The 25,990-nt window shown below is 60.0% G+C and carries 27 protein-coding genes, 1 tRNA gene and 1 other RNA gene; 13 read left to right on the forward strand and 16 right to left on the reverse strand.

Annotated elements, in window-relative coordinates:
• Positions 1–17: 17 nt before the first annotated feature.
• Together PAE61_RS08725 and PAE61_RS08730 are read left to right on the forward strand one after the other, a co-directional pair.
• Positions 18–356: a hypothetical protein gene (locus PAE61_RS08725; RefSeq protein WP_271114924.1), complete on the forward strand. Its 339-nt coding sequence runs from the start codon at positions 18–20 to the stop codon at positions 354–356.
• A gap of 362 nt (positions 357–718) precedes the next feature.
• Positions 719–1,645 (forward strand): DUF481 domain-containing protein, encoded by a 927-nt coding sequence (locus tag PAE61_RS08730; protein ID WP_271114925.1) that lies wholly within the window; start codon positions 719–721, stop codon positions 1,643–1,645.
• A 122-nt stretch (positions 1,646–1,767) separates the two neighbouring features.
• On the opposite strand, the gene ssrS is transcribed toward PAE61_RS08730, so the two are convergent.
• Positions 1,768–1,925, reverse strand: a non-coding RNA gene (gene ssrS / locus PAE61_RS17630) — 6S RNA.
• Positions 1,926–2,024: 99 nt separating this feature from the next.
• Between ssrS and PAE61_RS08735 the strand changes: the two genes are divergently transcribed.
• On the forward strand, positions 2,025–2,486 hold the full coding sequence (locus PAE61_RS08735; protein WP_271114926.1) for an MmcB family DNA repair protein: 462 nt from the start codon (positions 2,025–2,027) through the stop codon (positions 2,484–2,486).
• A 4-nt stretch (positions 2,487–2,490) separates the two neighbouring features.
• On the opposite strand, the gene PAE61_RS08740 is transcribed toward PAE61_RS08735, so the two are convergent.
• Positions 2,491–2,709, reverse strand: coding sequence for a DUF6324 family protein (locus tag PAE61_RS08740; protein WP_271114927.1), 219 nt, complete (start codon positions 2,707–2,709; stop codon positions 2,491–2,493).
• 96 nt (positions 2,710–2,805) lie between these two features.
• Between PAE61_RS08740 and PAE61_RS08745 the strand changes: the two genes are divergently transcribed.
• From PAE61_RS08745 to PAE61_RS08755, 3 genes are all read left to right on the forward strand, one after another.
• Positions 2,806–2,882 (forward strand) — tRNA-His (locus PAE61_RS08745).
• 160 nt (positions 2,883–3,042) lie between these two features.
• Positions 3,043–3,438 (forward strand): ElaB/YgaM/YqjD family protein, encoded by a 396-nt coding sequence (locus tag PAE61_RS08750; RefSeq protein WP_271114928.1) that lies wholly within the window; start codon positions 3,043–3,045, stop codon positions 3,436–3,438.
• Positions 3,439–3,442: 4 nt separating this feature from the next.
• Positions 3,443–4,117 (forward strand): phage holin family protein, encoded by a 675-nt coding sequence (locus PAE61_RS08755; protein WP_271114929.1) that lies wholly within the window; start codon positions 3,443–3,445, stop codon positions 4,115–4,117.
• A 45-nt stretch (positions 4,118–4,162) separates the two neighbouring features.
• On the opposite strand, the gene PAE61_RS08760 is transcribed toward PAE61_RS08755, so the two are convergent.
• The 5 genes from PAE61_RS08760 to PAE61_RS08780 all read right to left on the reverse strand — a co-directional run bounded on the left by PAE61_RS08760 (position 4,163) and on the right by PAE61_RS08780 (position 8,364).
• On the reverse strand, positions 4,163–4,525 hold the full coding sequence (locus tag PAE61_RS08760) for a DUF1850 domain-containing protein (RefSeq protein ID WP_271114930.1): 363 nt from the start codon (positions 4,523–4,525) through the stop codon (positions 4,163–4,165).
• A complete protein-coding gene (locus PAE61_RS08765) occupies positions 4,522–6,606 on the reverse strand; it encodes a TRAP transporter permease (protein WP_271114931.1) in 2,085 nt (694 codons plus the stop codon). Before PAE61_RS08765 ends, PAE61_RS08760 begins: the two co-directional genes overlap by 4 nt.
• Before the next feature lie 57 nt (positions 6,607–6,663).
• Positions 6,664–7,620, reverse strand: coding sequence for a TAXI family TRAP transporter solute-binding subunit (locus PAE61_RS08770; RefSeq protein WP_271114932.1), 957 nt, complete (start codon positions 7,618–7,620; stop codon positions 6,664–6,666).
• A gap of 128 nt (positions 7,621–7,748) precedes the next feature.
• Positions 7,749–8,111 (reverse strand): Grx4 family monothiol glutaredoxin, encoded by a 363-nt coding sequence (gene grxD / locus PAE61_RS08775; protein WP_271114933.1) that lies wholly within the window; start codon positions 8,109–8,111, stop codon positions 7,749–7,751.
• 10 nt (positions 8,112–8,121) lie between these two features.
• Positions 8,122–8,364, reverse strand: coding sequence for a BolA/IbaG family iron-sulfur metabolism protein (locus PAE61_RS08780; RefSeq protein WP_271114934.1), 243 nt, complete (start codon positions 8,362–8,364; stop codon positions 8,122–8,124).
• A gap of 249 nt (positions 8,365–8,613) precedes the next feature.
• Here PAE61_RS08780 and PAE61_RS08785 point away from each other — a divergent pair, with 249 nt between their 5' ends.
• Positions 8,614–9,168 carry a thioredoxin family protein gene (locus PAE61_RS08785; RefSeq protein ID WP_271114935.1) on the forward strand — a complete coding sequence of 185 codons (555 nt, stop codon included), beginning with the start codon at positions 8,614–8,616 and terminating at the stop codon, positions 9,166–9,168.
• Here PAE61_RS08785 and PAE61_RS08790 read toward each other — a convergent pair whose 3' ends face one another.
• Entirely contained in the window at positions 9,169–9,513 is a 345-nt protein-coding gene (locus PAE61_RS08790; RefSeq protein WP_271114936.1) for an arsenate reductase family protein, read from the reverse strand.
• Between the two features lie 135 nt (positions 9,514–9,648).
• Positions 9,649–10,932: a DUF3422 family protein gene (locus tag PAE61_RS08795; protein ID WP_271114937.1), complete on the reverse strand. Its 1,284-nt coding sequence runs from the start codon at positions 10,930–10,932 to the stop codon at positions 9,649–9,651.
• 145 nt (positions 10,933–11,077) lie between these two features.
• On the opposite strand from PAE61_RS08795, the gene PAE61_RS08800 reads away from it, so the two are divergent.
• Positions 11,078–11,596, forward strand: coding sequence for a L,D-transpeptidase family protein (locus tag PAE61_RS08800; protein ID WP_271114938.1), 519 nt, complete (start codon positions 11,078–11,080; stop codon positions 11,594–11,596).
• Here PAE61_RS08800 and PAE61_RS08805 read toward each other — a convergent pair.
• The 5 genes from PAE61_RS08805 to PAE61_RS08825 form a co-directional block, all read right to left on the reverse strand.
• Positions 11,587–11,982 (reverse strand): carboxymuconolactone decarboxylase family protein, encoded by a 396-nt coding sequence (locus tag PAE61_RS08805; RefSeq protein WP_271114939.1) that lies wholly within the window; start codon positions 11,980–11,982, stop codon positions 11,587–11,589. The genes PAE61_RS08800 and PAE61_RS08805 overlap by 10 nt on opposite strands.
• Entirely contained in the window at positions 11,933–12,337 is a 405-nt protein-coding gene (locus PAE61_RS08810) for a MerR family transcriptional regulator (protein ID WP_271114940.1), read from the reverse strand. The genes PAE61_RS08805 and PAE61_RS08810 overlap by 50 nt, the downstream gene beginning before the upstream one ends.
• Before the next feature lie 111 nt (positions 12,338–12,448).
• Positions 12,449–13,939 (reverse strand): NAD(P)(+) transhydrogenase (Re/Si-specific) subunit beta, encoded by a 1,491-nt coding sequence (locus PAE61_RS08815; protein WP_271114941.1) that lies wholly within the window; start codon positions 13,937–13,939, stop codon positions 12,449–12,451.
• Between the two features lie 13 nt (positions 13,940–13,952).
• Complete coding sequence (locus tag PAE61_RS08820; protein ID WP_271114942.1) at positions 13,953–15,527, reverse strand: Re/Si-specific NAD(P)(+) transhydrogenase subunit alpha; 1,575 nt, start codon at positions 15,525–15,527, stop codon at positions 13,953–13,955.
• Positions 15,528–15,703: 176 nt separating this feature from the next.
• The gene (locus PAE61_RS08825) at positions 15,704–16,525 is read right to left on the reverse strand and encodes a hypothetical protein (protein WP_271114943.1); all 822 of its coding nucleotides are present in this window, start codon (positions 16,523–16,525) and stop codon (positions 15,704–15,706) included.
• Between the two features lie 153 nt (positions 16,526–16,678).
• On the opposite strand from PAE61_RS08825, the gene pepN reads away from it, so the two are divergent.
• Together pepN and PAE61_RS08835 are read left to right on the forward strand one after the other, a co-directional pair.
• A complete protein-coding gene (gene pepN, locus PAE61_RS08830) occupies positions 16,679–19,243 on the forward strand; it encodes an aminopeptidase N (protein ID WP_271114944.1) in 2,565 nt (854 codons plus the stop codon).
• 61 nt (positions 19,244–19,304) lie between these two features.
• Entirely contained in the window at positions 19,305–20,204 is a 900-nt protein-coding gene (locus tag PAE61_RS08835; protein WP_271114945.1) for a 1-acyl-sn-glycerol-3-phosphate acyltransferase, read from the forward strand.
• 60 nt (positions 20,205–20,264) lie between these two features.
• Here PAE61_RS08835 and PAE61_RS08840 read toward each other — a convergent pair whose 3' ends face one another.
• On the reverse strand, positions 20,265–21,095 hold the full coding sequence (locus PAE61_RS08840; RefSeq protein ID WP_271114946.1) for an invasion associated locus B family protein: 831 nt from the start codon (positions 21,093–21,095) through the stop codon (positions 20,265–20,267).
• Positions 21,096–21,569: 474 nt separating this feature from the next.
• Between PAE61_RS08840 and PAE61_RS08845 the strand changes: the two genes are divergently transcribed.
• The gene (locus PAE61_RS08845; RefSeq protein WP_271114947.1) at positions 21,570–23,159 is read left to right on the forward strand and encodes a helicase HerA-like domain-containing protein; all 1,590 of its coding nucleotides are present in this window, start codon (positions 21,570–21,572) and stop codon (positions 23,157–23,159) included.
• On the opposite strand, the gene PAE61_RS08850 is transcribed toward PAE61_RS08845, so the two are convergent.
• The gene (locus tag PAE61_RS08850; protein WP_271114948.1) at positions 23,119–23,490 is read right to left on the reverse strand and encodes a DUF6477 family protein; all 372 of its coding nucleotides are present in this window, start codon (positions 23,488–23,490) and stop codon (positions 23,119–23,121) included. The two genes, PAE61_RS08845 and PAE61_RS08850, sit on opposite strands and share 41 nt — an antisense overlap.
• Before the next feature lie 214 nt (positions 23,491–23,704).
• Between PAE61_RS08850 and PAE61_RS08855 the strand changes: the two genes are divergently transcribed.
• Together PAE61_RS08855 and lipA are read left to right on the forward strand one after the other, a co-directional pair.
• On the forward strand, positions 23,705–24,865 hold the full coding sequence (locus PAE61_RS08855) for a DUF6456 domain-containing protein (protein WP_271114949.1): 1,161 nt from the start codon (positions 23,705–23,707) through the stop codon (positions 24,863–24,865).
• A gap of 123 nt (positions 24,866–24,988) precedes the next feature.
• Positions 24,989–25,957 carry a lipoyl synthase gene (lipA, locus tag PAE61_RS08860; RefSeq protein WP_271114950.1) on the forward strand — a complete coding sequence of 323 codons (969 nt, stop codon included), beginning with the start codon at positions 24,989–24,991 and terminating at the stop codon, positions 25,955–25,957.
• The last annotated feature ends 33 nt before the right edge of the window (positions 25,958–25,990 follow it).

A 25,990-nucleotide genomic window follows, 5' to 3' on the forward strand; every position in this document is an offset into this window, starting at 1 on the left:
AGCAACGGAGAGATCTCATGCCCCGGCTGGTACGGCTCTATCTGGTGAATATCTTTTTCGGCTTCGTGCTGGCGGTAATTTTCACTGCCGCGCTGATTGGTCTGAACGTCGCCAACCTTCGGCATCTGGTCATGTCCGTCAGCTCGGGTTGGGTTGCCGTGGTCATGCTGGTCTTATTTCACAGCATTCTGTTTGCAGGCGTTCAGTTCGCAATTGCCGTCATGCGAATGGCAGAAAAACCCGGCGGTCCCGGTTCAGGCCGCAGACAGCCTGTTATGCGAAATCCGATCCGGGTTCCGGTCCGTGCGGGCGTGAGTCGCGCCCGCATCGACCCCGGCACGGCACATAATCCTTAAGGTAATGACAGAGAGCTCGGGGGAATAACCCGGGCCTTTGTTGCAATCGGGCAACGTGGTTCTTCACGAATCCGGCGGTTTCGTAACAAAAATGAAACGGCGAAAACACCGGCGTGAACAGAACGTGATCAGAAAAATTTGTCCAGTTTCCTCCGAACCTGTCGAAATGGCTAGGTTTTAAAAGTTAAACCTATCGTGAGAGCAGAAAGCAGGTTCCGGTTCCATCGCAGTTCGTAACATTTTTGCGACCGGATTTCTGTTCCTCCCATGCTGGAAACCGGATCATCAGAGGAATAGTTCATCCCTCGGAAATGACGCGAACAAGAGAATGTCGCTTCATAACTTTAATGAGGATAGAAACCATGAAAGCAGTTGCTCTTCTTGCTGGCGCTACCGCTATCGCGACCGTCTTTTCGGTCCCGGCTTTCGCGCAAACCGAATTCGCCACCGGCGGCAATGTCACCGGAGTTTCCGACGTAGAAGACCGTCTGGACGACATCGAAGAGGATGTTCAGGACGATTTCGACCGTGCCGGCGACGCTGACCGTTTCGGTCCGCAGGACCGTCGTCAGGGCCTGTTCGGTGGCATCTCGCTGACCTATTCCGGCTCGAACGGTAACGATGAGAGCCAGGATTTCGGCATGGCTGGCCGCATGTCCTATAACCAGGGTCCGTTCGCACAGTCGGTCGGTCTGGGCATCGAGTTCGGTGAAGACACCGATGGTGACAAGGATCAGGAAGAAGTCTACGCGATCTATGACGCGCAGTACTACTTCAACGACAAATTCTATGCATTCGCTCTGGGCCGTATCAACCAGGACGGCATGGTTCAGGAAGACCTCGACAGCTGGTATGACGGCGAGCTGGATCAGGAAGATTTCGACGATCTGGAAGGCCGCAACAAGCGTGATGCGTTCCTGGGCTTCGGTCCCGGTTACCGCATCATCAACAACCCGGACACCACCTGGCGTGTTCAGGCCGGTGTTGGTATCCGCTACACCCAGAGCGTTGACTTTGATGAAGAAGACAACCTGCGCTCGGACACCGAGACCGGTTACATCGCGTCTTCGCGTTTCTACCACCGCTTCAACGACATGATCTTCGTGACCAACGACACCGACTATATCTCGTCGGATACCGCTGGCGACGAAATCACCAACGAATTCGGTGTGAACTTCCGTATGTCGGAGCAGCTCGCGACCCGCGTATCGCTGTCGACCGAATATCAGGAAAACCGCGAGATCCGCACGGACAACACCCTGGGTGTCTCGCTGGTGTACGGCTTCTGATCCTTTTCCCTCGGATCGAAGTCTCTCGGGAGGGCGGTCTCCGGACCGCCCTTTTCCATTGCGGCCTGCATGTTTGACGGGTTGAAAACGAAAAGCCGCCCCCGAGGGGACGGCTTCAGGTGGCAGGAACCGCAGCGACCGTGGGTGCACAGGTTTTCCCGAAAGCCTGGAGTACCAGGTGGGCGCCGGGTAACAAGGCCAGGGCCATGACAGAGCCAGCTCCCCTCGAGAAATTATAGGCCAGTGGAAAAAATGGCCCGCACGCGAAGAGCAGAAACCCGCCGGAGACGACAGATAAGCGCCGGTTCGGGCTGTTTCAAGGGGCAGGGAGTCCGGGGCAGGGGTTGAATTATGTTTATGATTTGTTCATGGTGAGCGCATGGCGCAGCAGCACCCTGACCCGCACCTTCCCGGCCAGCCCGGTTTCCGGCTTGCCCGTGGCGTGTCGCGCATGCTCCGCAGTCTCGATCATGCTGTGCTGTATGAATTCGTGCCGATGCGCGGCTTGCGTGTCGATGTGATCTCGATCGCTCCCGGAGGAGAGATCTGGATCACCGAATGCAAAAGCTGCCGCGCCGATTTTCTGGGTGATCGGAAATGGCAGTCCTATCTGGAATGGAGCGACCGTTTCTTCTGGGCGGTCGATTGCGATTTCCCTGGGGATCTGCTGCCAGAGGAAACCGGATTGATCCGCGCGGATGCCTTTGGTGCCGAAATCCTAAGGAACGCGCCGCTGACCAAAATGGCAACTGCCCGCCGGACGCGTCTGACGCGTGACATCGCGCGTATCGCCTCGCTGCGGCTTCAAGCGCTGACCGATCCGGAAGCGGCAGCAATTTAGCGTTTCAGCGGCGGGGCTTTCCCTTTCCCGGGCGCGCATTTCCGGTCTGGCGGGCGACCTCTGCCGCGGCAAGAAGTTCTTCCGCGATCTCGGCAGCTTCTTCCGGATCGAAATCGAGCGGCAGGTCGATACCGTCGCCCTCAAGATAGATCCGCACCATGCCCTGATCGGTCGGGCCGATCTGAAGGTTCGCGGCAATATCGCTCTGACTGTTGATGCTCATATCTGTATCCTTTTTCTTCGTCCTATCCCGCCTGTGAAATTGCGGCAAGTCTGGCCTTGCATCCTGCCGCGCCTGACGCTAAACGACGCAAACCGTGCCGCCTTAGCTCAGTTGGTTAGAGCGCTGGATTGTGGATCCAGAGGTCCCCCGTTCAAGCCGGGGAGGCGGTACCACTCTTTTCTGCCGAATATGTCCCGCCGTCAGCGCAAGCCTTATCCGCTGCGTCAGGCTGAAAATTTTTGGAATCTTGCGATATATCAATTCATCGGGCGGAACGTCGGGACCTCCGGCTGCGTTTGCTTGCAGAACTTGCTGATTGCAAAGGAGAGCATAATGGCCAGCAACGAATATACCGCGAATGATCTGAAAAACGATGCGCGTGACGCGGCCCGTGACATCAGCAGCGATGCGAAAGATGTTGCGCAGAAAGCCCGCCGCGACGGTGAAGAACTTGCAAGCCGGGCGCGTGACGTTGCCGCGGATGCCCGCAACCGTGCCGGCGAATATGTGGATTCGGCCCGTGAAATGGGCCGCGAATATGCAGAAGTTGCCCGCGATGAGGCGCAGCGCCTGTATCGCGAGGGTGAACGCCGCGTCCAGAAAGCCGGCGAGCAGGCAGAGGAATATTACGACGAAGTGTCGGAAATGGTCCGCCGCAACCCGGCGCAGGCTCTGGGAATCGCCGTCGGTGTCGGCTTTCTGTTCGGTCTGCTGATCTCGCGTCGCTGATCCGATGTTTGATTACGTCAACAAGTTGCAGCTTGCGCTTGGCGACAAGGCGCGGCGCTCCGGTCTCCTTGCGGGGGCGGGGGTCGTCGCGCTGATCGCCGCCGGGTTCCTGCTGTCGGCGTTATGGAGTTGGCTTGCATGGCGTCTGGAACTGGGTCCGACCTATGCGTCGCTGATCATCGGCGGAGGTTTTCTGCTGATCGCGCTGATCCTGTATCTCATGTCGAAATCCGAAAAGCATCCGATGCCGACCGGAGACGATCTGAAGAATGAGGTCGAGGCGCGTCTCAGTCTCGCGGCGGACACTGCGCTGGATAAAGCCAGGTTCACGGCGGAGCAGACGCTTGATACGGCGCAGTCCCGGGTCTCATCGCTGTTCGGGCAAGTTGAGGACAAGGCGCGTAGTTTTGCGGATGAAACCCAATCGCGGCTTCAGGGGCTGACGTCGGATGCGTCCGACAAGGCTGGCGAGGTTGCCCGGCGTGCAGGTCTCACCGATGAGAACCTGCAAAGCGCGAAGGAAACGCTTGATCGCGTGACGCAATCGCGTGCCGCACCGGGCATCGGTCTGGCAGGGGCTTTCGCGGTTGGCGTTGCCATTGCAGGCGCTCTGCGTGGTCGTCGTGATGACGATGAGTATTACTATGACGACGATGAAGATTGGTATCGCGGCGCGTGAGCCTTTCTGAAATGACCTGAAACCCGCCTGTTCTGGCGGGTTTCTTCATGACTCGGGGCAGGGTTTCAGAATGACCGGCTCTTGCGCCTTTGTACCGAGATCGCGGCACTCATCGCCGTCGCACAGCCTCCATGCGGATGGGGTCAGCCCTGACGCCGCCAGAACGATTTGCGGCTGTGCCGGGATGTCGGGCTGCCAGACCCACCAGCCCTGTTCCAGCCTCGCATCCGGCCCCGGCTCCATCCCCGCACCGGAGCCTTTGACGGCGGCCTGAACCAGTTCCAGCCCGTCTTCGGTCAGTGCCCATTCCTCACGCCATTCGATACGTTCGACCGAATGGGTCCAACTGAGCGAAAACCCGTCACCCGACAGCGAAAGCGCCGCCGCGCCGATCAGCAGGCAGTTCACGCCCGCTGTCTCCGGAACCACCAGAGACCCAGAAACGCTGCTGCCAGTGCAAATCCGATCTCATCGGTAAGAGGCAGGGCGGCGATCAGGGTAAATGCGGCGACCATTGCCAGGGCGCGTTGCCAGATTGCCAGACGATAGCCAAGCCATCCGATCACCGCCGATCCCCATAACCCGATGGCCAGAGCGCATTTGAACACGATATACGCGACGGCAAGCGGGAAGGATATCGCTTCCGCCAGAGGGCCTCCGGCCTGCATCATCAGCGCCGGGGTGAAGACGGCCATATAGGGGATGACAAACCCGGCAGCCGAGACCTTGATCGCCTCAAGACTAATCCTGAAGCCCGATTCCTTCGCGATCGGGGCGGCGGCGAAGCAGGCAAGCGCGACGGGCGGTGTCAGATCGGCGAGAATGCCGAAATAGAACACGAACATATGGCTGACGATCAGCGGTACACCCAGCTCCAGCAGGGCCGGTGCGGCGATGGACGAGGTGATGATATAGTTCGGGATGGTCGGGATCCCCATGCCCAGAACGATACAGGTCAGCATGGTCAGCACCAGCGACAGCATCAGGGAATTCTCGCCGACCCCGACGATGAAAATCCCGAATGTGTTCGCCGCCCCGGTCAGCGTCATCGTACCGATAATGACCCCAACAAGCGCACAGGCGACGCCGACGGGCAGGGCGGTTTTCGCCCCCTCGGCCAGGCTGTCGATCACCTGAAGGATCGTCTGCCGCCCGCCCCGCGTCACGACGCTGACAGCGATCAGTGCAAGCACCAGATACCACAGCATCGCCTCTTGCCGTTCGCGCAGAATGAGACCGACCAGCAGAGCCAGCCCGACCCAGAAGATCACCCGGATGATCTGCGATGGCAGACCCAGCATCAGCGAGGCGCCAAGGATCAGCATCACCGTCAGCGCCAGCCCGACAGCGCCTGCGAAAAGCGGAGTGAAGCCGGAGAACAGCAGGAACACCAGCACCGCCAGCGGCAGGATCAGATACCAGCCCTCCTGCAACGCCTTGCGGGCCGAGGGCAGATCCTCTTTCGCCATGCCCTGAAGCGAGCGGCGACCAGCTTCGAGATGCACCATCCAGAAGGCCGAGGCGAAATAGAGCAGGGCGGGGATGATCGCGGCGCGAACGACCTCGATATAGGCGACGCCGAGTGTCTCGGCCATGATGAACGCAACCGCGCCCATGACCGGCGGCATGATCTGACCGCCCATCGACGACGTCGCCTCGACCCCGCCCGCGAAGGCGGAGCGATAGCCGAAGCTTTTCATCAGCGGGATGGTGAATTGCCCGGTCGTCACGACATTCGCCACACCGGAGCCTGAAATCGTCCCCATCAGCCCCGAACTGACCACGCTGACCTTGGCCGCGCCTCCCATCCGGTGCCCGACCAGACCAAGGGACACATCGGTGAACAGCTTGATCATCCCGGCTTTTTCCAGAAACGAGCCAAACAGGATGAACAGGAAAATATAGGTCGCGCTGACATAAAGAGGTGTGCCGTAGATACCTTCCGTACCGAAGGCCATCTGCTCGACAACCTGCCCGAGATCATAGCCACGCGTCTGCAATGCGCCGGGAAAATACTGTCCAAACAGCGCATAGATCAGGAAAACCCCGGCAACGATGGGCAGGGCAGGACCCATGACCACCCATGAGGCGCCGAAAACCGCAAACAGCGTCACGATCCCGATGATTATGTCGAAATTATTGATATCTCCGGCACGCATCATCAGCGGCACATATTCGACCCACTGATAGATGGCGATTCCGACACCTGCGAGACCCATGATCCAGCCAAGGATCTGCATCGGCGTGCTGCGTTTTTTCAGCAGCATCAGCAGCGGAAACCCCAGAAGCAGCAGGAACCCAAGATGGCCCGCCCGCTGGATCTGGCTGTTCAGGTTCAGCAGATGCGCCGCCGTGGCGATCTGATAAAGCGAAAACACCACCGCGATCCAGAACAGGATCCGGCCCTGAAAACCCGGCGGAAAAGATTCGGCCAGCGGGTCATGCAGGCCGGCATCGGGCTGTGGCCGGGGAGGGTGCACGTCGGTCATTTAACGAATTCCGGTCTGAAAAAGGGCCGGAGCAATCTACACCCCGGCCCGCAACGATTACTCGGCGCTGACACCGACCTCATCATAGTAACGCTGTGCGCCCGGATGAACCGGCACGGGCATTCCCTGCAACGCGTTCTGAACGTCGATCGCATTCGCAGCGGCGTGGGCCGCTTTCAGCTCATCGAGGTTTTCATACATCGACTTGGCCATCTGATAGGCAACCTCGTCGCTGACCTCGTCCGAGCTGATCAGGAAGTTGATCACCGCAACGGTTGGGACGCTGTCCTCCTGTCCCTCATATGTGCCCGCCGGAATTTCGCCCGCGACGTAAGGAGCGCCAAGTGCATCCGAGACTTCGGCCGGAACAGCCACAACGGTGATCGGGATCGAGGTCGACAGATCCTTCAGCGAGGCCACACCAAGCCCCGCCGATTGCAGCGTGGCGTCAAGCTGGCGGTTCTTCATCAGCTCGACCGATTCCGCGAAGGGCAGGTACTCGACCTTGCCGAGATCGTCATAGCTCATCCCGGCGGCTTCCAGGATCGCACGGGCATTCAGTTCCGTGCCCGATTTCGGAGCACCGACGGAAACCGATTTCCCAGCCAGATCGGCAAGGGTGGTGATGCCGGATTCCTCGCTGGCGACGATCTGGATATAGTTCGGATAGATCGCCGAAATCCCCCGCAGCTTGTCCAGCGGCGCCGAGAACCCGGCATCTGCGCTGCCTTCCGCCGCCAGTTTCACCGAGTCGCCAAGCGAAAACCCAATTTCGCCCTTGCCTTGCTGAAGCAGGTTGAGGTTTTCGACCGAGGCTTTCGTCGACTGAACCTGAACACGCGCATCCGGGATGCTTTCGGAATAGATCTTCGACAGGGCAACGCCCATCGGATAATAGACGCCGGATGTGCCTCCGGTCAGGATATTGACGAATTCGGCAGCCCCCGCCCCAAGCGGAGCGGTCACCGCGGATACGCCGATCACGGCTGCGGCAAGGCGATTTCTGATTGTCATTTTTTCCTCCCAGCATGTTTCTTCTATCCGCTCAGGTTAGGGCCGAATTCGCCAGCCGTCAAAAAGAAAGCCCCGCAGGGTTGCGGGGCTGACTTCATAAAGCGGGGAAGATATATATTTTCTTAATATCAGGCATTTGCCTCACGGATCTTATCCGCGGCTTCCTTATTGTAAGCGATCTCTTTCTGATCGAAAAGCTGATCCAGTTCGCCCGAGAGGGTCATCTCGGTGATGATGTCGCAACCGCCGATAAACTCACCCTTGACGTAAAGCTGCGGAATCGTCGGCCAGTCGGAATAATCCTTGATGCCCTGACGCACGGCATCGTCGGCCAGAACATTCACATCGCGATAGGCGACATTCATATAGTTGAGAACCCCGGCGACGCGGCTGGAGAACCCGCATTGGGGCATCTCTCTGGTGCCTTTCATGAACAGGACGACATCGTTTTCGTCCAGTGCCTGCTGAATTTGCGTGCGTGCATCCGTCATCGCTCTATCCTCAATCGGGAATTTTGGTCGTCAGCGCAAGCGCGTGCAACTGACCGTCAGGGCCGTCCATCTTGCCATTCAGCGCCGCATAGACGGCGCGTTGCTGCTGAACGCGGTTCTTGCCGCGAAAAGATTCATCGACAACCTCGGCAGCATAATGCTTTCCGTCGCCGGCCAGATCGGTGATGGTGATCTGCGCATCGGGAAAACTGGCGCGGATCAGGGCTTCTATTTCATGTGCTTCAATGGCCATCGGGCATCCTTTGCGTCTTACCGAAGATGTAGGGGACAGGCTGCGGCACCGCAAGGGTGCGCATATTTTGAGGTCGATCCGTAATAAATATAATCGGTATTATGTAACTAGAATGTTGGACCGCAAATCCCAAGCCACGCATGAGCTTAACCATGAAATCCGGGTAGTCGACGATTATCCCGCCAGACTTCTTGCCCGCAGGAGCTTTAAAAGAGATGCTCCGTCCCAACGGAACAAGGAGATCACATCATGGCCGTCTCACCTCCGGTTTGCGATTTCGGTGCCGATATGCCGGATTTCGCGCTGCCTGATCCTGATGGCGTTCTGCATGATCTGAAGGATCTGCGCGGCAGGAATGGCACTCTGGTGATGTTCATCTGCAATCACTGTCCCTATGTGCAGGCTGTGATCGACCGCATCGTGCGCGACGCGTCAGAGTTGCAGCGGGATCACGGGATCGGCGTTGTCGCGATCTCGGCCAATGATGTGGCGGATTATCCTCAGGATGCGCCAGAGCATATGAAGGAAGAAGCCCGCAGACACGGATTTACCTTTCCGTATCTGTATGACGAAACACAGGATGTCGCGAAAAGATACGGCGCGGAATGCACACCGGATTTCTTCGGCTATAACGCCGATGGAAAACTTCAATATCGCGGGCGTCTGGACGCATCGGGCCGCAAACCGGGACCCGAGGACGCAAAGCGCGAATTATTCGACGCAATGGTTCAGATCGCGCAAACAAAAAAAGGCCCGCGCGATCAGACAGCCTCGATGGGCTGTTCGATCAAGTGGAAAAGCTGATCAGGCCTCAACGCCGAGGGCGCGTTTGACGTTTTTGGTCCAGCCCAGATAATGCTGGCCATCGGCCTCGATTGCGGGCCGTTTCATCAGCGGCGGCTTGGCGGACAGCATGTCTTCGGGGCTGGCGGCGCGTTCTTCCTCGGACATGCCGCGCCATGTCAGACTGGCCCGGTTCACCAGTTTTTCACCGAACGATTCCAGCATGTCCGACCATTGAGCCTTGCTGGGGGTTTCCTGTTTCACATCGTGAAACTCGATCTGCCAACCCGCCTCTTCAAGCTCTTTCCGGGCTTTCTGGACTGTCGAACAATAGTCGAGTCCGTACATTTTCAATGACTTGGGCATGATTTATCAGATGATCGGGACAATGGGAACGTTGCAGGCGGACACGGCCAGAATGGCAGCAAGGGCAAGAAAGATCTTCATCGCGTTTCTCCTTTTTCGGAACGATTTATCGCCGCCCTGCCCCGGCACGTCCAGTCACGAATGATGGATCGCGGCTTTCAGCCTGCGTAGCCCCAGCCACACAAGCCCCACGACAATCGGAGTGGCAAGCGCCATCAGTACGTTCTTACCGATCCCGGCTGCATCCGCCAGCGGCGCGGCCATATAACCAAGCAATCCGACCGCGTAATAGCTGATGGCAACCACCGAAAGCCCCTCGACCGTGTGCTGAAGACGCAATTGTAACTCGGCGCGGCGATCCATGCTTTCCAGCACAAGCTGGTTCTGGGCGCTGCGATCAACCTCGACCCGGGTGCGGAGCAATTCGCCTGCCCTGCCCGTTCTCTCCAGCATCCGGTTCAGACGCGCTTCGGTCGAGCGCACTGTCCGCATCGCCGGATCATAGCGGCGGGTCATGAATTCTTCCAGCAACTGCCTGTCCTTATAGCGTTCTTCCCGCAGCGCCTTGACGCGATCATCGACGATGGCCTCATAGGCTCGAGTCGCGCCAAAGCGGAACGCGCTTTGGGTCGCCAGCGATTCAAGCTGCGACGCCACGCTTAACAGGCGGTGCAGCGTCGCTTCCGAGCCACCGCTTTCCATTCCGTCCACCATCGCCGTCAGATCCGGTTCAAGCTCATTCAGCCGTGATGACAGGCGACGTGCGCGTTCCAGCCCCAGCATGGACATGGCGCGATAGGTCTCGATCTCGCAGATTCGCTGGATGATCCGGCCGATCCGGCTGGCCCGCGTTCCCGGACGGACGAAGACGGCGAAACGCATCCAGCCATCGGGATCAATGCGGAAATCCGATGCGACGATGGCCGAGCGGTCCAGCACCTCGAAAGCAGCAAGGCTTTCGCGGCTGAACCAGTCGGCCAGGTCGCGATCGATCTGGGCGTCATCTTCCGGCATCATCTCGACCCGGATCATGACCGCGGTGACCCGGCGGCCCGGCGCCGCCACCTGCCAATCGGCTGAAAACACCGCCCCGCAGGCCGGATCGTAGGGCTGCGGCGGCACTCCCTCGGCGATGGCGGTATAGCTGACGAACTCGGTATGGCTTTCCCAGATCACGCGATGTCGGCCCAGAGTGGCCGAATAATGGCTGTCCCCTTCCGAGGGCCGGGGCGCTCCGTGCCGCTGCGCCAGAGCCGAAAGATGCGCGACATCCCGCGCCCTGTCGCGCGACGCCGCATCGCCGGTTTCCTTGAAGGCCAGATACACCGCATGGCACGGCGCCTCGATCCGGGGCGAGGGCCGCGCATGCAGTTCATTCACCATCGTGGTGCGCAGAGGGTGGTCCAGATTCCGATCCATGCGGGGATGTTACCGGGGCAATCCCCCCGCGAAAACAGGAAGCTGACCGCCGCGATCAAGCGGACGTGAAGCGTGGCCGCATTGCACCGCCCGGTCAGCTTATGCAGACTGAGCCAAAAACAGGCATATCCGAGGGAACAGTAATATGCGGCGCAATTTCCTGAAGCTCATGCTGGGTGGGGCCAGTCTGCTGGCGATTGCCGGCTGCGGGGGCGGGCCTGCAAAGTCCAAATTCAAGACCTATAACGGCCCTCCGGTCACGCGGGTCGAGTTGTATAAATCGCAACGCATGATGCGGCTGTTTTCCGGGACCACGGTGCTGAAGCAATATGATTTCGGACTGGGTTTCGCGCCGGTCGGCAACAAGCTGTATGAGGGTGACGGAAAAACGCCGGAAGGTCTGTATTATGTCGACCGGCGCAATCCTAACAGCCGTTATTACCTCTCGGTCGGGATCAACTACCCGAATGAGCAGGACAAAGCGCGTGCGCTTGCCGCCGGGGTTCAGGTCGGCAGCGATATCTTCATCCACGGTCAGGGCCCCGAGGGGCGCGTGGCCACCAAGCGCGACTGGACAGCCGGCTGTATCGCGGTCACGGATGACGAGATCGAGGACATTTATGCCATGGTGAAAGATGGCACGCCGGTGATGATCTATCCCTGATCCGGCGCAATCCCTTTCTCGGCAAAGACCTCAGCCGCGGCGTTCAGCCCGTTTATGGCGGCAGGCATCCCGCCATAGACCGCCATCTGCCAGATCGCCTCGGTGATCTCACGCGGGGATGCTCCGGCGGCGAGCGTGTGGGCGATATTCACCTTCAGTTGTGGCCCGGTCTGCCCGCCAAGCGCGGTCAGCGCCGCGACGGTGCAAAGCTGGCGGGTTTTCAGGTCCAGCCCCTCACGCGCATAGGCATGACCATAGGCCCATTCGATCAGACTGTCGGCCATGCCGGGCAGCATTGCGTCGTATTTCGCGGAAAGCGCGTCTCGCAATCCGGGGTTAAGCCGTTCGGCGATGGTCTGGCCCTGTTGCAGATGTGTGTCGGTCATAATCCCGTTCCATGTCACGATAGGTTTCGATCTTGGCATCGAGAAAATCCAGTGAGTCGGTCAGCATCGCGATCTGCTGCACAACCTGCCGCCGATGCGCTTCGATCATGTCGCGGCGCATCGCCAGTGTCGCATCGCCCTTCCGCCTCAGATCCGCATAACGGACCCGGTCGGCCTGTTTCATGCCGGTTGCGTTCAGACGGCCCAGAAAGGCGATCCATTCCAGCATATCCGCGCCATAATCGCGCCGCCCTGCCCCGTCACGAAGGGGCTGGTCAATCAACCCGATCTTTTCGTAAAAGCGCAGCGTGTCGATGCTGAGCCCGGTGCGTTTCGCGACCTCTCCGATCTTCATCCGAATCTCCTTGCCGACACTGTTTTTAGGTGCTGGAGCATGCTCCAGATCAAGCGAAAAAAAGCCCCGCCTTTCCGGGCGGGGCTTTTCAGGTTGCGATATCGGGCGGGATTATTCGATCAGCGGCAGCAGTGCGTTGATCGAGTCCTTCGCATCGCCATAGAACATCCGCGTATTTTCCTTGAAGAACAGCGGATTTTCGATGCCGGAATAGCCCGTCCCCTGCCCGCGCTTGGACACGAAGACATTCTTGGCCTTCCAGACCTCCAGCACCGGCATACCTGCAATCGGGCTGTTCGGATCGTCCTGCGCCGCCGGGTTCACAATATCGTTCGAGCCGATCACGATGACCACATCCGTATTCGGGAAATCATCGTTGATTTCCTCCATCTCCAGCACAATGTCGTAAGGCACTTTCGCCTCGGCCAGCAGCACATTCATATGGCCCGGCAGACGGCCCGCGACCGGGTGGATCGCGAAGCGAACCTCTTTTCCGGCAGAACGCAGCTTGCGGGTCAGTTCCGATACAGCCTGCTGTGCCTGCGCCACTGCCATGCCGTAACCCGGCACGATAATGACGCTGTCGGCCTCATTCAGGGCCGAGGCCACGCCATCCGCGTCAATCGCCACCTGCTCGCCCTCGATTTCCATCGCCGGGCCGGCATCGCCTCCGAACCCGCCAAGGATCACGTTGACGAAATTCCGGTTCATCGCCTTGCACATGATATAGGACAGGATCGCACCCGACGACCCGACCAGAGCGCCGGTTACGATCAGAAGGTCATTCGACAGCGTAAAGCCGATCGCCGCCGCCGCCCAACCGGAATAGCTGTTCAGCATCGAAACCACGACCGGCATATCCGCGCCGCCGATCCCCATGATCAGATGCCAGCCGATAAAGCAGGCAAGAAGCGCGATCAGGATCAGCCAGAAGAAGGACGGGCCGACATCGCCGATATACAGAAGCCCGAGGATCAGCGACAGGATCGCGGCACCTGCGTTCAGCATATGACCGCCCGGCAATTTCGTGGGCTTTCCGCCGATCTTCCCGGCCAGCTTGCCAAAAGCGACGATGGAGCCGGTAAAGGTCACCGCGCCGATGAAGACGCCCAGAAACACCTCGATCTGAAGCATATTGATCTCGGCCGGGGTCTTGGTGGTCAGCACTTCGGCAAAACCGCGGAACATCTCTGCCAGCGGCCTGATGGCGCCGTCCTCGCCCACGATGGCGGCCCCATCGGCCGAGGCATCCGCCCTGGCCCGCAACACGCGGCCCAGTTCAAGCTGCGCGTTGAAGCCGACAAACACCGCCGCCAGACCGACCAGAGAATGCATCGCCGCAACAAGCTGCGGCATCTCGGTCATCTGCACGCGTTTCGCGATGACCCAGCCGATCCCGCCGCCAATGGCGATCAGGATGACAGAAAGCCACCAATTCCCCGCGCCGGGACCGAACAGCGTTGCCAGCACGGCAAGTGCCATGCCCGCAATGCCGTACCAGATTGCGCGTTTGGCGCTTTCCTGCCCGGACAATCCCCCAAGCGAGAGGATGAACAGAATTGCCGCGACGACATAAGCGGCTGTCGTAAATCCGTATTCCATGCGTCCTCTCCCCTTACGATTTCTGGAACATCGCCAGCATGCGGCGGGTGACGAGGAAGCCACCGAAAATATTTACGCCTGCCATCAGCACGGCAAGCGCACCCAGGATCACCACCAGCCAGTGGCCCGAGCCGATCTGCATCAGTGCACCCAGAATGATGATCGAGGAAATCGCATTCGTGATCGCCATCAGCGGCGTATGCAGCGAATGGGCGACATTCCAGATCACCCGGAAGCCCACGAAACAGGCTAGAACGAAGACGATGAAATGCGACATGAAGCTGGCCGGAGCGACAAGCCCGACCAGAAGCACCACCGCCGCGCCGCCCGCCAGCAGGGTAACCTGACTTTTGGTTTCAGCCTTGAAGGCCGCAACCTCGGCGGCCCGGCGTTCTTCCGGGGTCAGTTCTTTCTTCTTTTCCTTCGGTTTCTGCGCTGCAATGGCGGCCACTTTGGGCTTGGGCGGCGGATAGGTGATGTCATGATCATGAACGACCGTCGCGCCGCGGATCACATCGTCCTCCATGTTCTGCACGACCTGTCCATCTTTTTCCGGGGTCAGATCGGTCATGAAATGGCGGATATTATTGCCGTAAAGCTCCGATGACTGCGTGGCCATGCGCGACGGAAAATCGGTATAGCCGATGATTGTCACGCCATTTTCCGTAACGTGTTTTTCGTCGGGAATGGTCAGCTCGCAATTGCCGCCCTTCTCGGCGGCCAGATCGACGATGACGCTGCCGGTCTTCATCGCCTCGACCATGTCTTTCGTCCACAGCACCGGAGCGTCGCGGCCCGGGATCAGCGCCGTGGTGATGACGATATCCATATCGGGTGCCAGCTCGCGGAATTTCTCAAGCTGCTTTTCCCGGAATTCGGGGCTGGACGGCGCTGCATAGCCGCCTGTTGCCGCACCATCGGTCTGCGTTTCCTCAAAATCCAGATAGACGAATTCGGCGCCCATCGACTCGATCTGTTCGGCCACTTCGGGGCGTACATCGAACGCATAGACCTGAGCGCCAAGGCTGGTCGCGGCACCGATCGCGGCAAGACCCGCGACCCCTGCCCCGACCACCAGAACCTTGGCCGGAGGCACCTTGCCCGCCGCCGTCACCTGCCCGGTGAAGAAGCGCCCGAAATTATTCGCAGCCTCGATCACCGCGCGATAACCGGCAATATTCGCCATCGAGGACAGCGCGTCCATCTTCTGCGCACGGCTGATGCGTGGCACCATATCCATCGCAATGGCGGTGATGCCCTGTTCCTTGGCTAGTTCCAGCAGATCGGGGTTCTGCGCGGGCCAGAAATGCGAAATCAGCGTCTGCCCCTCGCGCATCTGCCGGATCTCGTCTTCCTTGGGCTGGCGGACCTTGGCGACGATATCGACCGTATCGGTCAGCTCTTTCGCCGAGGCCAGAACCTTGACGCCCGCTGACTGGTAATCGGAATCCGAGAAACCGGCCCTCGCCCCAGCACCGGACTCGACAAAGACATCGTATCCGAGTTTTTTCAGATATGCCGTCGATGCAGGCGTGATCGCCACCCTCGCCTCGCCGTCATGGCTTTCCTTCAAGGCGCCTATTTTCATCGCCGTCCCCTTATTCCATGTCGCTTGCACTTATGTAGCATTGCGCAAGAAAGTTTCACAAGCGAGTGAGGTGGCGTTCGATGCGAAAATTTCGGGGGATCGTAGCGTAACGTAAATATGACATGAAAACGCCGCCGCAAATTCATGCGGCGGCGCAATGGTGTTGAACCGAAGGATCAGTTCGTGGTTGCAGGCTCTTCTTCGACGACGATAGCGTCATCGATTGCCTCGGCAGCGTTATTGGTCGCATCGGCGGCCGCATCGGTGACGGCATCAGCCGCTTCCTGTGCTGCGTCCAGAGCTTCCTGAGCTGCATTCTCCGTCGCAGCGGCTGCATCGGAAGCAGCTTCGGCGGCAGCATTTGCAGCATCGCTGGCAGCGTTGGTGGTTGCCTCGGCCGCGTCATTTGCGGTTTCGGCCGCAGCATCCGCAGCGTTGTCGGCAGCAGCGGCGGCCTCATCGGCTGCATTTGCTGCGTCATCAGCAGCTTCGCTGGCCGCATCGGCGGCATCGTCAGCGGCAGCGTCCATATCGGCAGCTGCATCGTCAGCGGCGGCATCGACATCGGCTGCAGCATCATCGGCAGCGGCTTCTGCATCGTCTGCCGCAGCTTCGGCATCCGCCGCTGCGTCGTCGGCAGCCGCTTCAGCGTCCGTCGCCATTTCATCAGCCGCAGCTTCGGTTTCGGCGGCCATGTCATCGGCGGCAGCTTCGGCGTCATCCGCAGCGGCATCGGCCTCGACTGCAGCTTCTTCGGCCTCTGCCTCGGCAGCGGTCGCGTCGGTTGCGGCTTCTTCGGTGGTCGCTTCAACCGCCGGTTCTTCCGTCACCTCAACCTCGTCATTCCCCATGAAGCGGGTCAGAACGAAATAGGCCAAAGCAAGGGCCAGCAGGATGCCGATGATCAGCGGCAAGGGCGAGGAACGTTTCTCGACCGGTTCGACATAGGTTTCCCGCACGGTTGTCTTTTCGGGATCGTTCGGATCGTAGTTGGCCATATTTGGTCTCCTTCAGTTCAATCAGCCGGGTCATAACTCCCTGCGCAGACGGCAATATTCCCTTCCCGGCTTGCGAGGCGGCTATCCTGCGCTTAACTCAGGCGCAAGTCGACAAGTTCCCAAGATCGAAACTTTTTCTTGAAAGGCAAGCAGATGAACGAATCCCGGCCCAGTCAAACTCCGACGGTTCTGAGCGATTACCGGCCCTATCCGTTCCTACTGCACAGGACGCGGCTTGCCTTTGACCTCGATCCGAAAGCGACAAAAATCCGGGCAGAGCTTGAGTTCGAGCGCCGTGATAACGGATCTCTGGTGCTGGATATCGGTCAGGGGGTGGATCTGCGCAGCCTGTCGATTGACGGGGCGCAACCCGACGCCTCGCAATGGCGGCGCGAGGGTGAGACGCTGACCATCGATGCCCCGAACGGTGCATTCACGCTGATAACGGAATGCGTGATCGACCCGTCCGCGAATACCGCCTGCGAGGGGCTTTATCTCTCGAATGGCATGTTCTGCACCCAATGCGAAGCCGAGGGGTTCCGCCATATCACCCCCTATCCCGACCGCCCGGATGTGATGGCCCCGTTCGAGGTCACCATTCGCTCTGACCTGCCGGTGCTTCTGTCGAATGGCAATCCCGTCACCCAGGCGGAAGGACATGCGGTCTGGAACGATCCCTGGCCGAAACCTGCCTATCTCTTTGCGCTTGTGGCAGGCGATCTGAGGGCGGTGTCGGGGGATTTCACCACGCAATCCGGCAAGCAGGTCGACCTGAACATCTGGGTCCGCCCCGGAGATGAGCCACGTGCGGGTTATGCACTGGAAAGCCTCATCCGCTCGATGAAATGGGATGAGGATGTCTATGGTCGCGAATATGATCTGGATGTTTTCAATATCGTTGCCGTGGATGATTTCAACATGGGCGCGATGGAAAACAAGGGTCTGAATATCTTCAATTCGAAGCTGGTTCTGGCCTCTCCCGAAACTGCGACGGATGCGGATTACGAACGCATCGAAGGCGTGATCGGGCATGAGTATTTCCACAACTGGACCGGCAACCGCATCACCTGCCGCGACTGGTTCCAGCTTTGCCTGAAAGAGGGGCTGACCGTATTCCGCGACCAGCAGTTCACCTCGGATATGCGCAGCCCCGCGGTCAAGCGGATCGAGGATGTGCTTGCCCTCCGCTCGCGCCAGTTTCGCGAGGATCAGGGGCCGCTCGCACATCCGGTCCGCCCGGAATCCTATATCGAGATCAATAATTTCTACACTGCGACCGTCTATGAAAAAGGTGCCGAGCTGATCGGCATGCTGAAACGGCTGGTGGGCGATGATGGCTATCGCAAGGCGCTGAACCTGTATTTCGACCGTCATGACGGCGATGCCGCCACGATCGAGGACTGGCTGACCGTGTTCGAGGATGCGACCGGCCGCGATCTGACGCAGTTCAAACGCTGGTATACCGATGCGGGAACGCCGGTTCTGACGATGCAGGAAGACTGGGACGGGACAGGTCGGCTGACGCTGCGCTTCTCTCAGCAGACGCCGCCGACACCGGGCCAGACCGACAAACCGCCCCGCGTGATTCCGATTGCGGTCGGGCTGATCTCTCCGAATGGCGATGAGGTCGTGCCGACAACCGTGCTGGAGATGACGGCGGCAGAACAGGAGTTCACCTTTGACGGGCTTGCCACGCGTCCGGTCGTCTCGGCCCTGCGCGGTTTTTCGGCGCCGGTTGTGCTAAAGCGGAATCTCGATGCGTCGGGTCGCGCCTTCCTGCTGGCACATGACACCGATTCCTTTGCAAGATGGGAAGCCGGACGTCAGCTTGCCCGCGATACGCTTGTCGCGATGGTCGCCGGGGCCGAACCGGACCGCGAATATCTTGGCGCGGTTGGGCAGCTTCTTGCCGATGGCGCTGCCGATCCGGCGTTCCTCGCGCTGTGCCTGCGCCTGCCCCCGGAAGAGGAAATCGCCGTCGCGATTGCCGATGCCGACGACATACCGGACCCGGATGCAATTCACGCCGCGCGTGAGAAACTGGCCACGCAGATCGCAACCACCCACGAGGACACGCTGAGGGCGATCTATCGCGAAAACGCAGTGGCGGGCACATACCGCCCCGACGCCGAATCGGCGGGAAAACGGTCGCTTCGGCTGGCGGCGCTTGATCTTCTGAACCGGGTCGATGGCGGCAAAGCCGCGCAGGATCTGTATCGCAGCGCAGATAATATGACCGAGCGGTCCGCGGCGCTGTCACGGCTGATCGCAGTGGGGCAAGCCGATGAGGCGCTGACATCGTTCTATAAAGATTTCAAAGATGTCAGGCTGGTTGTCGATAAATGGTTCATGTTGCAGCTTGCTTTCGCACGGCCCGAAGATGCGGTCGCCGTCGCCCGCGATCTGGCTGCGCATCCCGATTTCGACTGGAAGAACCCGAACCGGTTCCGGGCGCTGATCGGCGGTCTGACGGAGAATCATGCCGGATTTCATGCGGCAGACGGCTCCGGGTATGATTTCCTGGCCGAATGGCTGTTGCGCATGGATTCCGTGAACCCGCAAATCGCCGCACGCATGTCGAGCGCCTTTGAAAGCTGGACACGTTATGATAATCTCCGTCAGGAACGTGCGAAAGCTGCTCTGGACAGGATTCTTGATGCCCCTGATCTGTCACGAAACCTTTCGGAAATGGTCACACGTCTCCGGGAAGCCGCATAACCCTGCCTTCCGTTGCGATGCCCCCCTTGCGGCTCCGCGCGGGTAACGAGATAATCCGCGCATGGAACGTGCCTTGGCATCCTCGCGTGACGAAATGCAACGTCGCCTCGATCCGCTTATAGAAGAGCGGGCGCCCTGGCTGTTTTCCGGGCGTCTGCATCACCGCATCGCCCGCCGTTTGCTTATGCAGATGCTTGGCTATCCCAGGACGCTGGATCTGGGGGCGGAGTTCTCGGATAAATCCACGGCGGAAATCTTCCAGCGCATGGAAGAGATGATTATCCGCGATCTTGAGGTTGCCGGGCTGGAACATATTCCACGCGACGGACCGGCCCTGATCGTCGCCAATCATCCAACCGGGATTGCCGATGGCATCGTGATGTTCTCGCTTATCAGACGGGTCCGGCCCGATCTGTTCATCTATACAAATCAGGATATTCTCCGCGTCCTGCCACAACTTGACGACATGATCGTTCCGGTCGAATGGCGTATTGAAAAGCGCAGCCACGCCAAGACCCGCGCAACGATGGAGCAAACCCGTGCCTGGCTGGCCGAGGATCGCATCGGTCTGATCTTTCCCTCGGGGCGTCTGGCAAAGCGCAAGAGGCTGACCCTGCATGAGCGTCCGTGGATGGCCTCTGCCGCAATGATCGCGCGAAAGATGGGCGTGCCGGTGATTCCGCTGCGGATACGGGCGCGGAACTCGATCCTGTTTTACCTGTTCGACGCGATCCACCCGACCTTGCGCGACGTGACCCTGTTCCATGAGGTGCTGAACAAGGCCGGGCAGCAATATCAGGTCACAATCGGTGCGCCCGTGGCGGCCAAATCCCTGCCCTCGAAAAGCGATGAGGCAATCGAGATGCTGCGCCGCATCGTTCTGTCGCTGCCCGAACCGGATGACACGATCCCGGTTTCGACCTCACGTCTGGTCAAGCGGCGGATTATCCGGCACATCTGACCGCTGTTTCGGAATAAGAAAGGGGGCGCAGTGGCCCCCTTTTCCATCAGTTGCGGCTGATTATTCTTCCGTTGTCTCAGCGGCGGGGGTGGCTGCTTCCGGGCTGTCCTCAGCGGTGGTTTCCGCCTCTGCCTGCGCACGCATCTCGGTGACGGCGGTCTCAAGCGCGGTATAGCCTGCGGTAAAGCCGGTCAGCGACAGCGGCAGCTCCACGACCTGATCCGGCGTTGCACCATAAGGCAGCAGGCTGACCGTCGCCTGATTGCCGCGCTTCAGCGAGTTCAGCTCTGCCTCGGTCAGACCGACGCGCGAGACGCAGCCGACCGGAGCGCAAAAATTGAACGGATAGGCCTTCGGCTGAGCCGAATCCACGCGCAGCGCCAGACCTGCGGTCAGATCGGTTTCAAGCGGCGAGACAATGGTCGCCCCGGCAACGGCCTCAGCGCCATTCTGCAGCGGAATCAGGGTGATTTCGGCGACGGAGTTGCCCTGCCCGTCACGCATGAGCTGATACAGCTCGCAAGGATCAGCACCCGATTCCGTGCGGATGCAGCGCAGCGACCAGTCCTGATGCGATTCACGTTCGTAATAGGAACCCAGTTGGGGTTCCTCCGGAGCGGCAGGCTCTGCCGCTTCACCCTCAGCCGGAGCTTCAGCCGATTCGCCGGTTGCTGCATCCTCTGACGAATCAGCTTCCTCTGCGGTCGCTTCCGGAGTCTGGTCGGCGGCGCCTTCCGTAGTCCCAGCCTCGGCCCCGGCTTCCGCAGCAGGCTGTGCCTCTGTTGACTGCGCCGCATCCGCCGGTACGTCCGAGGCAGTCTGTGCCATCAGCGGGGTGCAGCCAAGCGCCAGAATTGCCGCCAGCGCCGTTGAGGATCTTCTTGCCGACATATGGTGTCTCCTTCCGTCATCTGCAAAAATGCGATCGACAGAGCGTTATCACCTGTCCCGGCGATTGTCAGGTGCGAACCCTTGCGCCGCAAACACGGTTCCGTCACCTTTCTGATGCAATCAACCGAACAACCCGATCCGCGCATGAATGATCCGCGCCTTGTGCGATTCGGCTGTGAGTCCGGGGGGACATTATAAAAAAGGGCCACGAGACCGTGACCCTTCCTCTCCCTGCCGGACTGGCCGACATTTGTCATTGAGCGGGACGGTAGAGCCGCGCCCCGAAGCCGTCAACTATTCTTTAGTATAAAGAAGCCGCGCCCGTAAAAGGCGCGGCAACTGAGCAGAAGGGAATCGTCCGGGAGGAAGTAGAGCGTTCCACGGACGATCTCTTTCTGGCACAGAAAACTTAAATTAGTATTGTCTTTTCATACGTCAAAGGCGTCAGAAACGGCATCGCTTGAAAGGTGGCCCATGAAGCTCATCGACCCGGATAATGGCACCATCTTCGTTGGGGGTGCGGGACAGAACCGTGAACAGCCCGAATATCTTCTGACAAGATATGCCAACCGCCACGGCCTGATTGCCGGGGCAACCGGAACCGGGAAAACCGTGACGCTTCAGACTTTGGCGGAAGCGCTGTCGCAGATCGGGGTTCCCGTTTTTCTGGCCGATGTGAAGGGCGATCTGGCGGGACTGGCCATGCCCGGCTCGACCGAGGCGAAGCTGCACAGCGCATTTGCCGAGCGTGCCGGAAAAATCGGGCTGGATCTCGATTATCAGCACTATCCGGTCACTTTCTGGGATGTGTTCGGCGAGACCGGCCATCCCGTGCGCACCACCCCCGCCGAAATGGGTCCACTGCTTCTGGCGCGTCTGCTGGATCTGACGGATGCTCAGGAGGGTGTGCTGAATATTGCCTTCCGCGTTGCCGATGAGCAGGGGCTGGCGCTGCTGGATCTGAAGGACCTGCAATCCATGCTGGTCTGGGTTGGGCAGAACGCCTCTGAATTGTCCCTGACCTATGGCAATGTCAGCACGGCCTCGGTCGGGGCAATCCAGAGGGCGCTTCTGACGCTGGAAACCGAGGGCGGCGACAGGCTGTTCGGAGAGCCCGCGCTCGATCTGGCAGACCTCATGCGGCAGGACGATTCGGGCAGGGGCGTGATCAATATCCTGTCGGCGAACCGGCTGATGAATGCGCCCCGGCTGTATTCGACCTTCCTGCTGTGGCTGCTTTCCGAACTATTCGAGCAACTTCCCGAGATTGGCGATCCCGACAAGCCGGTCTGTGCCTTCTTCTTCGACGAGGCGCATCTGCTGTTTGACGATGCGCCGAAGGCTCTGATCGACAAGATCGAACAGGTGGCCCGGCTGATCCGCTCGAAAGGGGTCAGCATCTGGTTCATCAGCCAGAACCCCACCGATGTGCCCGAGGATATCCTCGGACAGCTTGGCAGCCGGGTTCAGCATGCTCTGCGGGCCTTTACCGCGAAGGACCAGAAGGCGCTGCGTCTGGCAGCAGAAAACTATCGCCCCAACCCGGCATTCGACACCGCCGATACCATCACAGAACTCGGCACCGGAGAGGCGGTAACGTCATTTCTGGAAAACAAGGGTGTTCCGGGCATTGTCATGCGGACATTGATCCGCCCGCCCTTTTCGCAGCTTGGCCCGATCAGCGACGCGCAGCGCCAGGCAATCATGGCCTCTTCGGCAATGGCGGCGAAATACGGCACCGCTCTGGATCGCGAATCGGCACATGAAATTCTGACCGAGCGGACCCAGAAGGCCGCAGCCGAGGCGCAGGAAACCGTCGGGCCGTCCGGGCAGGATGACGATTTATGGGTGGTTGGCGGTGCGCCGGACCCGGAATTTACCCGCGCCCGGCGCTATAATCCTGATCTGACCATCCCGACGTCGGCTCCGGCGAAAAAGCGGCGCTCTTCGCGAAGCGATTCTGTGATGGAGACCTTCAGCAAGACGGTTGTCCGCGAGATCGGCCGCTCGGGGACCCGCGCGATCATGCGCGGTGTTCTGGGCGGGCTGTTTCGCGGGCGCTGAGGGTCGGGAGCTTCGACTCCGCCATCCCGCTTTCGGCTGCGTCTCCGAGTTCTGAAAGAATGGCGATCAGCAGCAGGATATGCTGGTGCAGATCGTAATCCGCCCTGCCCTCGCGGCGGGCCTGATCGACGATATGTTCACGCTCATACAGCATGCACAGCGCCCCGGCCCGTGACAGCACGGAACTGTATCCCAGTAGCTTCGGCAGATCGCGGCCTCGGCTCCAGCCGCCAAGACCTGCTTTTGCGGCGCGGATCAGTATGCGCGGGCGGCGCAGCGGGCGGGTGACGGGATCGATCCGGAAGACAGAGGGGTGAACGAGAAAGCTCATGGCGCATCCTTTCCTGTGGCGTCGCCATCAGCATCACACATCTTCAGGTTGTGTTGCGCGATCAGGCTTTGCAACGCCCGATCATGAAGTAATTTTTTATGAATTATTAGTAAATGTGGAGTTCTTCTTAATCATTACCTGCCGATTTCGTCAGGGAATTAACAACCATCAGGTGAGCATCGCTGCCGCTCTGCCTGTGCCAGGATGGGATGACATGACAGTTATGAAGCCGGATTTCGCAATCGCCCAAGCCGTGCCGCAACGCGGTGAGCCTGCCCCGCAAGACCGGCCTCACGCCGGTCAGGCACCATCCGGGAGCGATCATCTCTCTGAGGATGCACGGCTTTATCTGCTGCATGTCGAAGAGGGGGAATCGATCCGCGCCATCGCCCGCGCGGAAGGGTGCCACCCTTCGACGATCCTGCGCCGTATCAGGCGGTTCGAGGCAAAGCGCGAGGATCCTCTGGTGGATGAAGCGCTTCAGAAGCTGGGATTTGGCAAGCTGCCAGGGCGCGGCGACAGCAGGAAGGGCGATGAGACCCGCCGATATCTGCGCCGCCTTGCGGAACCGGGTGCCGAGCTGATCGTCGCGCCCGATATGAAGAACGCCATTATCAGCCGGGGGGACATCCGCACCGCTGTCATAGACCGCAAGCTTGCCGAGGAGTTCGCCCTGAATGGCTGGGTCGAGCCGGTGACCTCGGGCAAGCGGATGCTGCGCTATCGCCTGTCAGCCGATGGCCGGGCAGAGCTTCGCCGTAGGAAAAGCGGCGATGGTGGTCTGCCCCGCGCCGATGCGTTCCGCGATGCCCGGCCGGTGATTGCCCATATGGGCATGGCCGAGGCCTCTGCCGGGTTCGGTCACGGCGAAAAGCATCGGGTCATGGGAATGCGCGATCTGCCCGATCCCGAAACCGGCGAGCACCGCCGGATGCGCGTCAATCTTGGGGAAAGCCCGCTGCTTCTGCTGGCCCGCCGCCGCGATTCAAAGGGCAACGCGTTTCTGTCCCCGGAACTTGTCGCGGCAGGAGAGCGGCTTCGCGAGGATTTCGAAGCCGCGCAGATGGGGCCGAGGGTGACGCAGAACTGGGATCGCTTCATGACTGCGGGAATCGACGGCACGATGACATGCGATGGACTCGGCGGCGGCCCGGAACGGGCGCGGAACCGCGTGGCCGAGGCGCTGCGCGAGCTTGGACCGGGAATGGGCGATCTGGTGCTGCGCGTCTGCTGCTTTCTGGAAGGGATCGAGATGACCGAGCAACGCCTTGGCTGGTCCGCACGCTCGGGCAAGGTGGTGCTGAAACTTGCGCTTGAGAGACTCGCCCGGCATTATGAAAAACGTTACGGTGCGGGTGGCCCCTTGATCGGCTGACGGGACCCGCTCCGGCAAAGGTGGATAAGGAATGTGTCTGCCGCATGGCGGCTCATCCCTGCACGGCGTTGATCACGCAGCGGAAAGGGATTAGGTCTGGTGGTAACCCGTCAAGAGGCCGCCATGACAGAACAGCCCCCTGCCCTTCGTGCGCTCAGCGCCCGTACCCGCCACCCGGAAAAGGCGCATCGCCCCGATCAGGCGCAGCCGAAGAAACCGGACTGGATCCGGGTGAAGGCTCCGACTTCTCAGGGCTATAAGGAAACCCGTGACATTCTGCGGGAGAACCGGCTTTCCACAGTGTGCGAGGAAGCCGGTTGCCCGAATGTCGGAGAATGCTGGTCTCAGGGTCACGCCACGATGATGATCATGGGCGAGATCTGCACGCGCGGCTGTTCCTTCTGCAACGTGATCACCGGCAAACCCGATTCGCTTGATCCGTTCGAGCCGGGCCGGGTTGCGCATGCCGTGCAGAAGCTTGGACTGAACCATGTGGTCATCACCTCGGTCGATCGCGACGATCTTGCCGATGGCGGTGCCGAGCATTTCGCGCAGGTCATTCGCGCCATCCGGCACCGCTCTCCGGGCTCGACCATCGAGGTTCTGACCCCGGATTTTCTGAAATGCGGGCCGGAAGCGCTTGAAATCGTTGTCGAGGCGCGGCCCGACGTATTCAATCATAATCTGGAAACGGTGCCGGGTCTTTATCCGACGGTCCGGCCGGGTGCGCGGTATTTCCACTCTCTGCGGCTTTTGCAGCGGGTGAAGGAACTCGATCCGGCGATGTTCACCAAATCGGGGATCATGGTCGGGTTGGGCGAGGATCGTCAGGGCGTTCTGCAGGTGATGGACGATATGCGGGCCGCCGATGTCGATTTCATGACCATCGGGCAATATCTGCAACCGACGCCGAAACATCACCGCGTGGACCGTTTCGTGACGCCGGATGAGTTCCGCGGTTATGAGAAATCGGCCTATGGAAAAGGTTTCCTGATGGTCTCGGCGACGCCGCTGACCCGCTCCAGCTATCACGCGGGCGATGACTTCGCCCGGCTGCGCGATGCGCGGCTGGCGAAGCTGGGACGGGCCTGAGCGACCGGTGGAATACCGGATCGCAAACAGCAC

The sequence above is a fragment of the Paracoccus aerodenitrificans genome (genome assembly GCF_027913215.1).
In the GTDB taxonomy this organism is placed as follows: Bacteria; Pseudomonadota; Alphaproteobacteria; order Rhodobacterales; family Rhodobacteraceae; genus Paracoccus; species Paracoccus aerodenitrificans.